Source organism: Mesorhizobium sp. M0563, assembly GCF_040321065.1.
Lineage (GTDB): Bacteria > Pseudomonadota > Alphaproteobacteria > Rhizobiales > Rhizobiaceae > Mesorhizobium.
Window position 1 is genome coordinate 1 of sequence record NZ_JAMYQV010000043.1, and the last position, 11712, is coordinate 11712.

Genomic DNA, 11712 nt, shown 5'->3' on the forward strand with positions numbered 1-11712 from the left:
CTGGCGTCTACGCGCAAGTTCAAGGGCTCGGTTGCCTTGATCTTTCAACCGGCAGAAGAGCCAGAATTCCCAACGGGCGGCTTTAAGATGGTTCAGGAAGGAATCATGGACCGCTTCGGCATATCCCAGGTTTTTGGCATGCATAGTTGGCCGGGCTTGGAGGTGGGCAAATTCGCCATCTGCCATGGCTCGATCATGGGATCGCAAGACGACTTCGATATCGTCGTGAAGGGCAGGGGTGGCCATGCGGCCGACCCGCATTGGACCATCGACCCCGTTGTCATTGCAGCACAGATCATTCTAGGTCTGCAAACCTTGGTCTCGCGCAAGACCGATCCTCTGGAGTCGCTGGTGATCTCCGTCACCAAGTTGAGTGCCGCACAGGCCTACAACGTTATCCCCGATCAGGTCGAAATCGCCGGAACCGTCAGGACCCTAGCATCCGGCCTGCGAGACTTCGCCGAGCAAGAGATGTTGGCATCCGCTCAGGGTATCGCGCGCGGGTTCGGCGCAGATATCGAGTTCAGGTACCTTCGATCCGTTCCAGCGACCTTCAATCACGCGGAGGGGACCGATCTGGCGATCCAGGCGGCACGCAGTCTCGTCGGGTCTGCATCCGTGAACGCTAAGATGAAACCAAGCATAGGAGCGGAGGATTTCGCCTACATGCTTGAGGCGCGGCCTGGCGCATATATTTTCCTTGGCAATGGACCGACGGCTCAGTGTCATAACCCGGCATATGATTTTGATGACCACGCCCTCCCTTACGGCATCGGCTATTGGGTCAATCTGGTAGAGACAGTGCTGCCCATTGGGCGGTAGCCCGACCGATTTGTTGATCCATCCTGACGTTTTTGCGCGCGAACCAGGTCTTCGGAAGAAGCTATTACTGGGAAGCTCATGAGGCTAGACTCTATGGCACGCTGCAAAACAAAGCCTCAGCATCGCCTTTTCTTCAAGGGATTCGGAGGCCGGGGCAAAGATCCGCGAGGGAAAGCGGGTCGCTGCCGCGCGCCATGCCGTAAGGGCTGCAGCGCTCTTTCGTCAGGTGGCGCTTCTGCCTAGTCGCCCCTTCGAGGCCGCACTCGAAATGATCGCGTCCGGTTTTTGATCACGATGCCGTCTGGTAATCGTCGGAATCCGCAAACGCAAATGCCCGACGGGCAAAATTATTTGTGCCCATTTGCGATCAATCCATGCTCACAAAATGTTGGACGCAGTGCTGTATAATGCGCCAATCGTTCCCATCGTCAGAATGAGCCTGACCTGCAGATCGGACGCGAGAATTTCGACTGCATTCGGGAAAACTTCAGGATAAGGAGAACTGTATGAGTCTCTCTCGTCTGGGAACGCCAGGTTCGATCTTCGGGCTGGCTCTCGATGGCGTTGCTGCGATGCGCTGCGAAGTCGGACCGGTGGAATCGACATACGTGACGATGCGCGACGGCGTGAAGCTCGCCTTGGATGTCTCCCGCCCATCAGGCAAGTATTCCAGCACTAGTTGTGATACCATTTTGATTATGACTCGCTACTGGCGCGGGGTTAAAGGGGAGCCGTCCAACCACTTTGCCGACCAATTTGTACCGCACGGTTATTCCGTTGTCGTTGGAGATGTTCGCGGCACCGGAGCATCTTTCGGAGTGTGGCCTTACCATCGCGCGCGCGACGAGACATTGGATTTTAGCGAAGTGCTCGATTGGATCGTCGCGCAGCCTTGGTCCACTGGCCGAGTTGTGGGCTACGGATTATCTTACACCGCCATTACAGCCGACAGGATGGCGGAGCGAAACCATGTTGCGCTCAAGGGGATTATTCCGCGATTTCCAGACTACGATCCGTATGAAGAGACTACTACCCTGGAGGAGTGCCGAATGCCTTCATAGGGCAAACTTGGGGCAACGGGGTCAAAGATCTCGACCGCAATCTGTGGATGCTTGCGGACGGCGAGAAATCGCCGGGCGTGCGTCCAGTCGGCTCTAACGGCGAGGCGGAGCTTGACGCGGCTCTGCGCGATCACGAGCGGGTTCCGTCTGTTTGGGAGGGATTTCGACAGGTGGCGTGCAAGGACGATCGTCCTCCGTCCTGGGGGGCCTCCATGCTTGACTGGAGTATTCAGGAAGTAGCGGACACAGTGGATAGCTCAGCCACTCCAACCCAAACCTGGGCGGGCTGGTTCGATGGAGGCACAGCCCAAGGGGCCGTTCGTCGTTTCCTGCGGCAGTCATATCCCATGAACGTGATCATCGGTCCTTGGAACCATGGCGGCGACATTCCTTACGATCCCCTCCACGACCCCGGTGAGACGATCCTTCCGACGACGCCGACGCAGCAGGCAAACGACATCCACTTTGCGGACGCCTGCTTTAGCGGTCAGGCCGGCCATGAGCAGGGGAAGGTCCTCCATTACTACACGCTCGGGGAAGGCGCTTGGAAATCGACGCGGTCATGGCCGCCCCGCGCGTCCGCCGTCGATGGCACATGGCTAGTGGCTCCCGTCTAAGCGCATTGCCTGGCGAGACGGGCTTCGACTCGCTCCAGGTCGATCCTGCTTTGGGTGAGGTCACATCAAATCGGTGGGCCACTGGCAACGACTACGGCAGAGTGAATTATGGAGATCGACGACAGATAGACGCCGCTCGCCTCGCCTACACGAGTGAGCGGTTGGAGCGTGACCTCGAGATAACTGGACATCCAGTCGCCCACCTGAACGTCACTTCGACCCGCGAGGACGGCGCTTTTTTGTGTATCTTGAAGCCATAAAGCCTGACGGAGTGTCGGTTTATCTCACAGAAGGCCAGCTTCGCGCTCTGCACCGGAAGGTGTGGGCCGACTCACCATTCCGCGCGCTTGGACCGCAGCATAGCTACCTGAGCCGCGACGCCGAACCGCTGACCCCGGACGAGGCAGCCGTGCTGACTTTGACTTTCCACCCAATCTCTGCCCGCATCCCGGCAGGTTACCGCCTGAGAGTGTGTCTCGCTGGCAGCGACAGGACCACGTTTGCTAACATCCCTGCGGAAGGAACGCCGCCGTTCCTTAAGTTTCATCGTGGCCCCGCAGGCTGTTACGTCGACCTGCCGATTATTGAGCCCTGAACAGAAGGCCGATATTACTAATGCTCACCGAACCGGGACCGCAGTGTTCCGTGCGAAAGGGCTCTGACCCATAGGTGGAACGGCCCGGTTGGCAAGGCAATCGTTGTGCAAATCGCGGTCGGACAGTGCAGTCATACGTCCGGCCTGTCGTCGCGGCAATCGCTTACTGGCCATGATGATTCCGCAGTGCCAACTGCCTAATCACTTTGGTGCGCCCGAGGCCGCACTGCGTCAGACGGTCTAGTCGTGTCGCATTGCGTCAAGGAAAATGTTAGCGCGCGGGTTCGTTGCCTCACCTAAAATGTTACCCGTGAAGGCGTGCCTTCTCGGACCACGATGGGCGCGGCCTGCGTGATCGCCCTGGCTGCCGCCAAGCCCTCGAAGCGCCGATAGCCCAAGAGCTTCCGAACAACCGCCCCATTTTTCTGCTCTATCCACGCTTGGTCGTTCGTACGGTAAGGCCGCGAGCGAGTGAGTTCGATGCCGTGACCAAGGCAATATTCGATCAGCCTGTTGTTGACGAAATCGCTGCCATTATCCACATCCACCGGTCTCAGGGCAAAGGGCAGGCCTATGCGGATGCGTCCAGTGTCTCGACCACGAGGGTGCCCTGCGAGCGTCTCCTGCAGGCGGAGGGTATCCCGATGGCCGCCAAGAGCAAGCTGTGCGAGATGGAAATGGACCTGGTTGCTCATTCAGATTCCACACGTCTGGCGAGCGGTTAACGAGCTGGTAACCAAAATTACGTGAGGCAACACGCGTGTCCCTGCCGATCGAATTTTCCCCAAAAGCGCCGACGTAAAATTCCCCAGTTTCGCCGCTCAGGCTGTCGGAAAGGCGTGCATTCCATGGGAGCCTGTTGCGCGGTCGTGATGGTGCGTTGAGTGTCGGCGGCGCGATAGAGGCATTTGATCGCGGGGGGTCGGGCATGAACTCGGCGTGTTGGCGGAGCTTAGCCCCGCTCGCGATCCGCACACGATCCCCGGAACTGGATGGGGTCATTTGAGCGCTCGCATGAGCTCCACCGCCAGCTCGGATGGCGCTGCAGGACAATTCTCACCTCCACGCCGTTCGGGAAGGCCACTCACATGGCCGGTTCGACCCCATCGTGCGCGAAAAATTAACGAGCCTGTCAGGCACAAACTCGGGGTCGGCTTCCTTCGCCAAAGCTTGCCGTCGCCACGTACAGATCAGTCCGGGTCGAAACCTCAAAGCGCTGCTAACCACCTCGCCCGGCGCGAAAGCCTCGACCAGAATCTTCGCGCGATCTTCAACGACCATCGCCGTCGCCGCTCCGGCCAGCCAGCAACACGGCATGCATGAATCGCTCAATGCACCCTTAAGTCATCGTGTAATTTGTGGCTGCTTCCCTCGGGCCTCGGGTGAGGCGCACGCTTCTGGTTGTCGAATCCTGAAGGAAGGAAACAGCCATGAAGCATTATGCCGGACTGGACCTGTCGATGGAAAGCACGCAGGTCTGCATTATTGCAAATTCCGACGATTAACCGGACACCGTTCCGATCAAAAACCGGACGCGACTGGTTTCATTGGAATACGCACATTATTGATGAAAATGGACGCAAGCTGAGTTCCGAGAAGGCTGAGAGCACGCCGGATGCGATCGCCGACGCATTACGCCGACACGGCCCATCGAGCGGGCGGTGATCGAAACCGGACGCATGTCACCCGCGATCTGCCTTGGCCTGCGGAAGTCGGGCGTCAACGTGGTGTGTATCGATGCCCGCCAGGCGCACCAGAGCCTCAAGGCGATGAAGGCGAACAAAACCGATCCCCATGATGCTGCAGGGCTCGCGCAACTGGCAAGAACGAGCTTCTACAAGGAGGTTCATGTCAAATCGCCGGCCGCGCACGGTGTAGGCAGCATGATCACCGCTCGCGGTCATCTGGTGGAGGCCCGTGTCCGGCTCGACAACATGATCCGTGGGTTGTGCGCCACCTTCGGCTATAGGCCGGGCGTCGGCAGGGAAAGGCCTTCATCGAACGCATCATGGAAGCATCCCACATCCCTGGTCTTGGCGAAGCGACTACTTCGTTGCTGACGGTGCGCGTGCAACTGGTCGAGCAGATCAAGGAACTGGATCTCAAGCTGCGTATGCTCGCCGCTCTGTCGCAGGCCTGCCAGATCCTCATGAGTATACCTGGTGTTGGCATCCAGACTTCAGCCGCCTTCTCCGCCGCCATCGACGAGGCCGGCCGGTTCCGACAATCGCGAAACGCGGGTGCCTACTTTGGGCTGGTGCCCAGGCGTCATCAATCCGGCGAACTCGACTGGACCGGCCGGATCACCAAGCAAGGTGACAGCATGGTCCGCAAGCTTCTCTATGAAGCAGCCAACTCAATCCTGACTCGGAGCCGGGAGAGCTTCGCGCTCAAGACCTGGCGCGCTGAAAATCTCGAAGCGCCGCGGCCTGAAGAAAGCCCGAGCGGCACTCGCGCGGCGTCTCGCTGTCATCATGCATGCCATGCTGCGCGACGGCACTTTGTTCGAGGCTTGAGATGAGGTGGAAACAGTTTGCCAGCGGTGAAGCGCCAGCGCTGATCCGAGGGCGGTGTCCCGCGAGGGAACGCAGGGACGGACGATATGCGAAGGTAGTCAGATGGGCCTGACAGCCCGCTCGAGTCAATGCAACGTCCGGCCTTGTGAGACCCGAAACAGCACGACCAGCTCCGGCTCGGCCAGTGCGGACAGATCCTTGAAACCCTCAAGGGATACACCGCCAAGCTCTGCAAATTACAGATCCCGTCCTAAGAGCGCAGACTCACAACTTGCGCGTCAATTGGCAAGCCGGTCCCCGCCGGCGGGATACTATAAAGGGCGTGGGCGGCGGTATATCCGCCGCAATCCGCGATCGCGACGAATGCCCACAAACGGTATCGTTGCCCATTCGCGATCAATCTATGCCGACAAAGTGTTGGACGCGCAATAATTTTTTAGCGAAGTGTCGAGAAGCAGCGTCTTAAAGAGATCATCCATGAGCGAAATCGTTACAAAGCAAGAAAACCAAGCACTTCACATCATTTTCAATCGACCTGAACGGTTAAATGCTGTCAACGAAGCCCTGTATCAGCAAACGCTAGACGCACTGAATCGGGCCGCCGAGGATCCCAGTGTCCGATGCGTGGTTATTTCCGGAAACGGCCGGGCGTTCTGCGCCGGCGCCGATATGAAGGCCCATAAGTCCGGTGTTCGAACGCGGGAAGATCGCGAGGCCTATATCGTGCTCGGCCAGCAAGTGTGCGAACGGATTCAATCGATCAGTAAGCCTGTCGTTGCCGTGGTGCATGGTTACGCTGTTGGCGGAGGGGCCGAAATCGCAACCTCAGCTGATTTTCTTATCATTGCCGAAGATGCCCAGCTCGGGTTTCCCGAACTCGCCATCGGCACTTACGTGGGGGGGGGCGTGACGCTCCGACTTCCCCGGTTGATTGGGTTAAGACACGCTTCGAATCTTTTGATGCTGGGCGACAGGATATCCGGCGCGAAATGCCTGGAGATAGGCTTAGCAACAGAGTCTCCACCAGCGGAGCAGCTGCAGGAGCGCACATCCGCGTTGGTAAAGCGCATCGTCAAAAATGCTCCAATACCAATGGCGCGCCTTAAGGCCGCGATCAATGTTCAACCAAGCGCCGAAACTGTTTTCCAAACAGAGACCGATGGGGTCTTGGCGATGATGGAAACCAAAGATTGGGCAGAAGGCGTCGCCGCCTTCGCGGAGCGCCGCTCCCCACGTTTTGAGGGAAAATAGAAAATGAATACCCATACCAAAGCATCTGCGGTGAGCCGCATAGTCGAGCCGCGTTCCGTCGCGATCATCGGCGCGTCAGCGAACCCGGATAAGCGCGGCTATCACATGATCAACGCTCTTCAAAAGGCTGGCTACAGTCATCCCATCTTGCCGGTTAATCCGAGGGGAGGGACTATTCTCGGATTGGACGTCTGCAGTGACATCGCTTCACTTCCTAACGGCGTCGATTTGGCAGTGATCATTCGACCAGCGGAAGAAGTGCCTGACATCCTTATTCAATGCGGCAAAAAAGGCATCGCGGGCGCGGTGGTCGTCGCGCATGGATTTGGAGAGTGGGGCGACAAGGGCTCTGCGACGGAAAAAAGATTGCGTCAAGCCCTGGCGACGAGCGGTGTTCGAATCATTGGGCCGAACACATCGGGAATGTTGAATTGCACAGCGCAAGCGGATCTAATCGGCTTGCCTGAACTGCCGCCAACGGGGCCCATTAGCGTCGTCACGCAAAGTGGCGGCATGATCCTGACGCTACTGGAGGATAACCGCTCGATTAACGGCCCGGGTTTCGATGTCATCTTCGGACTCGGGAACCAGGCTGACGTCGGATACGACGAACTGATTGAAGAGCTTGGACAGCGTGAAAGCACCCGATCGATTGCTATTTACAACGAGGGCTTCACCAACGGGCGGCGCTTCGTCGAGGCGGCCGGGCGAGTCAGTCAACACTGTCCGATTGTGATGCTCCGTGGAGCGCGATCAATCGAAGGTGGAAAGGCGGCGCTTTCCCACACAGGTTCGATCGCCGGGTCGGATGAGATCGCGTCGAGGGTGTTGCCTCAACAGGGCGTTATATTAGTTGATCGATCCGACGAACTTCTGCCAATTGCTGCGCTTCTTGCGACTGCCTCTCTTCCCAAGATGCAAACAGGGGTAGCGGTTTTAACTGATGGCGGTGGTCACGCTACACTTGCCGTGGATGCACTATCCCGTGCTGGGGTGCCCCTAGCGTCGCTGTCGGAGGACACCACGGCCAGATTGCGAAAGGTCATTGGCGAGGAGGCAACCGTCGGAAATCCGATTGACGTTTACAGCGCCATCGATGCCCTGCCAGACGTTTTCCCTAAATGCATCGAAATTCTGGCATCGGATCCACACGTAGGGCTTGTTTTAACAATTGGAATGTTCGGCGGTTACCATATTAGATTCAACCAGACCCTCCTAGACGGTGAAAATCTAGCCGCGGAGCAGATCGTTGCTTTGAAAAAAACCGCCAGCGTTCCACTGATATTTCATAACTGCTATGCGACCCGCATGCTTAAGAGCGACGACATCTTAAGAGAAGGCGGGATCCAGGTTTTCGCGTCGCTGGATTGGGCTGTCGCTGGCACCAGGGCATTGTTTGAAAGGGCGAACTGGCTTTCCAAGAAAAACTTCCTTGACCGGGGGGTAACATCCAAGGGCAAACGCGTTGCCGTTCCCAGCGGGCTGGCAGCGGAGACGACAGCCCGAGAGATATTGCAGGACCTCGGGGTCCATACCGGGAAATGGTCGGCTGCAAGCGATGCTCAGTCGGTAGAAGTGGCCATCTCCAAATTTGCCAAGCCTTGTGCGGTCAAGCTGGATTCGTCTTTGGTGGTACACAAATCTGACGTCGGTGGCGTGCATCTCGGTGTAACTCGAGAATCTGCACGCTCTGCCGCAGTCGGCATCACAGAGGCTATGGCGTCCCAGGTACCTCCGGTGACCGACTTCGGTTTCATCGTCGCGCCTATGGTGAATAATGGCGTAGAATTATTCGTAGGTGCCACCAACGATCCGGTCTTCGGCCCGGTGATCGTGTTCGGTTCCGGGGGCGTGCTTGTTGAGGCGGTCAAGGACGTGACCTTTCGCGCTGCACCGCTTTCTCCTATGGAGGCTTTGGACATGATCAACGAGACGCGTGTCGCGAGGCTCCTCGACGGTTTCAGGAATTATCCGAAAGTCGACAAGCGATCCCTAGCCAACTTCATCTCTTCCGTGTCCAACGCAATAATGAGCATGGAGAATCTTGCCGAACTCGACATCAACCCAATCATCGCCACCGAAGGCGGTATCTACCCCGTCGATGTGAGGCTGGTCGGGAAATAAGCTGCAGCTCTAGAGGCGAGATTAATGGGTTCAATTTTTTGCACACGCAAAGATTAGCGCCGCAAGAAAGAACTTCCGGGCGCCCCGCCCGGAAGGGGTTGTTGGCGATATTCTTCGTGTCGTTCCTGATTACTGGATCAGCCTCATTCGCGAATATATGAAGCACCAAATGGCGTGTTCGCTTAGAGCATGGAGGGCAATACCTTGCCAGGTGACATCACATCAACAAGCCGTATGAAGACTTGGCCCGTCAGTTGCAAGCGCCACCGCTCCTGGTCGTGTCTCGAGCGGCAGGCCTGATCCGATGGGCGAATTCGTCCGCATCTTCGAGATGGGGCCGCGCGACGGTCTGCAGAACGAGAAGCGCCTCGTGCCGGCCGCGGAGAAGACTCGGCTCGTCGACATGCTGTCGGACTGCGGCTTGCAAAAGATCGAGACGACCTCCTTCGTGTCGCCGAAATGGGTGCCGCAGATGGCCGATGCGGCGGAGGTCATGGCCGGCATTCGGCGTGCGCGCGGCGTCGTCTACGCTGTCCTGGTCCCCAACCTGAAGGGCTACGAGGCGGCGAGGGCGGCGAAGGCTGATGAGGTCGCCGTCTTCGCGTCGGCCTCCGAAACCTTCAGCCGCATAAATATTAACTGCTCCATTGCCGAGAGCGTCGAGCGTTTCCGTCCGGTGCTCGCTGCGGCTGCCGCCGACGGCATTCCGGTGCGAGGCTATGTCTCCTGCGTCACCGACTGCCCTTACGAAGGCCCGACACCACCGGCAACCGCCGCGAGGGTTGCGGCCGAACTCTTTAAAATGGGTTGCTATGAGATTTGCCTAGGCGACACAATCGGCCACGGGACGCCTGCAACCATCGGGGCCATGCTTGATGCCGTGCTGAAAGAGGTACCGCCCGAAAATCTTGCCGGACATTACCATGACACAAAAGGATGGGCGCTCGACAACATCCTGGTCAGTCTGGAAAGAAGCCTGCGCACCTTCGACGCGGCGGTCGGTGGCCTTGGCGGTTGCCCGTTCGCGCCGGGCGCCAAAGGCAATGTCGACACGCTCGCCGTGGCCGCCATGCTCGCCGGGAGGGGTTATGAAACCGGCCTCGATATGGGGCGATTGGATGAAGCGGCACGCTTCGCGCGCGGCTTGAGAGAGGAGCGGCCATGAACTTCGAGACCATCCGCGTCACGACGGACGAGATAGGCGTAGCTACCTTGACGCTCGCACGCCCAGACAAGCACAATGCCATGTCGGGACAGATGATCGCCGAACTCGCGGGCGCGGCTGAAGTGCTCGCCAAGGACGACAAGGTGCGAGCGGTGGTGCTGACGGGCGAGGGCGACAGCTTCTGTGCCGGCGCCGATCTCGCCTGGATGCGGACGCAGGCCTCCGCCGCGCGTGAGGAGCGAATCGCCGAGGCCAGTAAGCTGGCGCGGGTTCTTCGCGCGCTCAACGAACTGCCCAAGCCGCTGATCGGCCGCATCAACGGTCAGGCATTCGGTGGCGGTCTCGGCCTGATGAGCGTCTGCGACGTCGCGGTCGCCATCGACACCGCGAGGTTTGGCTTCACCGAGGTCCGGCTCGGTCTCATCCCTGCGACGATCTCTCCCTATGTGCTGGCTCGGATGGGAGAGGGCCGAGCGCGGCGGGTGTTCATGTCAGCCAGAATATTCGACGCCAATGAAGCCTGCGAGCTTGGACTGATTTCCAGTGCCGTGCCACCGGCCGACCTGGAGGCGGCGGTCGAAGCCGAAGTTCGACCCTATCGCTCGGCCTCGCCGCAGGCGGTTGCCGCCTCCAAGGCGCTCGCACGTCGACTTGGGCCGGCAATCGGCGACGTGATCATTGATGAGACAGTCGCACTTCTGGCCGATGCGTGGGAAACCACCGATGCCGCCCAAGGAATCGCGGCCTTCTTCGATCGCCGCAGGCCGTGTTGGCAGGCGTAGTGCTGGTCGGGAGCTGTTCGTGGTTAGCAGGAGCGACGAACGTCGAATTGCCAACGCGGCTGGCGCATCGTTGCGGCTGGCCGCTCAACGCCCGGCCGGGGCCTATCCGGCAACCACTTTGAACGGCAGATCCTCGCACGCGGCAGGTCGCGGTGATGAGATTATCGCCGGCTTGCAAGCGGATCGCGATCGGTGCCGCTGCTGCTCTGCTGCAGGACAGAGCGCGTCCGCTCCATGCCGATCTATCGTTGGCAGCGCGACGACCCTGACAAAGATAACACTCTGTCTGGCTTCTGTTTCGTTGGCGCGGGCAGCAGTATCTGGCGCGCGTCTATGGGGGCATTGATGGACAGCCTGGCTCGACTTTTCCGTTGGACCACGGTTCGGTGGGCGCTGCCGGACGGCTATGCTGGCTGTCAGCCTCTAGAAGTGCGTCCTCAAAAGCTTGTTACATTTCATATCGCACCGCCTCGTGGCATCCACGTTGCAACAGCAAAGGCAGATTGGTGCAAATCTCTCTGTCTCTTGCGTCATTATTCCCAGGTTCGTTGGATCAAGAATTCTACGGCGATTGAACGAAGTGAAGAATTGACGTTTGATCGTCATCCCGCGCTCAAAATGAAAATTAATTCAGCCCGGCTGTCCTTTCCCACCGGAGCGCGGCCGGGGAAGGACAATCGAAACGGCTCGGCGGAATGTGTCTAAAAGGGCTAATGCAACATGAGAAGCGTTGAAGCTTTCGGCGGGGATCTGCAGCGCGAGGCTACCGAGTGGCGCCG

At 58.7% G+C, this 11712-nt stretch carries 9 protein-coding genes and 2 pseudogenes; 10 read left to right on the forward strand and 1 reads right to left on the reverse strand.

Annotated elements, in window-relative coordinates; translation table 11 throughout:
* The 4 genes and pseudogenes from NKI50_RS30315 to NKI50_RS30330 all read left to right on the forward strand — a co-directional run.
* Positions 1 to 822, forward strand: an 822-nt coding sequence (locus tag NKI50_RS30315; RefSeq protein WP_352718660.1) for an amidohydrolase, incomplete at its 5' end; no start/stop codon positions are given.
* A 506-nt stretch (positions 823 to 1328) separates the two neighbouring features.
* Positions 1329 to 1883 (forward strand): CocE/NonD family hydrolase, encoded by a 555-nt coding sequence (locus NKI50_RS30320; protein WP_352718663.1) that lies wholly within the window; start codon positions 1329 to 1331, stop codon positions 1881 to 1883.
* Positions 1884 to 2230: 347 nt separating this feature from the next.
* A complete protein-coding gene (locus NKI50_RS30325; RefSeq protein ID WP_352718685.1) occupies positions 2231 to 2500 on the forward strand; it encodes a hypothetical protein in 270 nt (89 codons plus the stop codon).
* A pseudogene (locus NKI50_RS30330) lies at positions 2479 to 3095 on the forward strand (CocE/NonD family hydrolase). The gene NKI50_RS30325 and the pseudogene NKI50_RS30330 overlap by 22 nt, the downstream one beginning before the upstream one ends.
* 296 nt (positions 3096 to 3391) lie before the next feature.
* Here NKI50_RS30330 and NKI50_RS30335 read toward each other — a convergent pair.
* Positions 3392 to 3790 carry a hypothetical protein gene (locus NKI50_RS30335; protein ID WP_352718666.1) on the reverse strand — a complete coding sequence of 133 codons (399 nt, stop codon included), beginning with the start codon at positions 3788 to 3790 and terminating at the stop codon, positions 3392 to 3394.
* A 735-nt stretch (positions 3791 to 4525) separates the two neighbouring features.
* Here NKI50_RS30335 and NKI50_RS30620 point away from each other — a divergent pair.
* The 6 genes and pseudogenes from NKI50_RS30620 to NKI50_RS30370 all read left to right on the forward strand — a co-directional run bounded on the left by NKI50_RS30620 (position 4526) and on the right by NKI50_RS30370 (position 11638).
* A pseudogene (locus NKI50_RS30620) lies at positions 4526 to 5611 on the forward strand (IS110 family RNA-guided transposase).
* A 477-nt stretch (positions 5612 to 6088) separates the two neighbouring features.
* The gene (locus NKI50_RS30350) at positions 6089 to 6862 is read left to right on the forward strand and encodes an enoyl-CoA hydratase/isomerase family protein (protein ID WP_352718673.1); all 774 of its coding nucleotides are present in this window, start codon (positions 6089 to 6091) and stop codon (positions 6860 to 6862) included.
* 3 nt (positions 6863 to 6865) lie between these two features.
* Positions 6866 to 8986 carry an acetate--CoA ligase family protein gene (locus NKI50_RS30355; protein ID WP_352718676.1) on the forward strand — a complete coding sequence of 707 codons (2121 nt, stop codon included), beginning with the start codon at positions 6866 to 6868 and terminating at the stop codon, positions 8984 to 8986.
* Between the two features lie 304 nt (positions 8987 to 9290).
* Complete coding sequence (locus NKI50_RS30360; protein ID WP_352718678.1) at positions 9291 to 10151, forward strand: hydroxymethylglutaryl-CoA lyase; 861 nt, start codon at positions 9291 to 9293, stop codon at positions 10149 to 10151.
* Positions 10148 to 10933, forward strand: coding sequence for a crotonase/enoyl-CoA hydratase family protein (locus NKI50_RS30365; RefSeq protein ID WP_352718680.1), 786 nt, complete (start codon positions 10148 to 10150; stop codon positions 10931 to 10933). The genes NKI50_RS30360 and NKI50_RS30365 overlap by 4 nt, the downstream gene beginning before the upstream one ends.
* A 234-nt stretch (positions 10934 to 11167) precedes the next feature.
* Positions 11168 to 11638 (forward strand): hypothetical protein, encoded by a 471-nt coding sequence (locus NKI50_RS30370; RefSeq protein WP_352718683.1) that lies wholly within the window; start codon positions 11168 to 11170, stop codon positions 11636 to 11638.
* Positions 11639 to 11712: the final 74 nt, after the last annotated feature.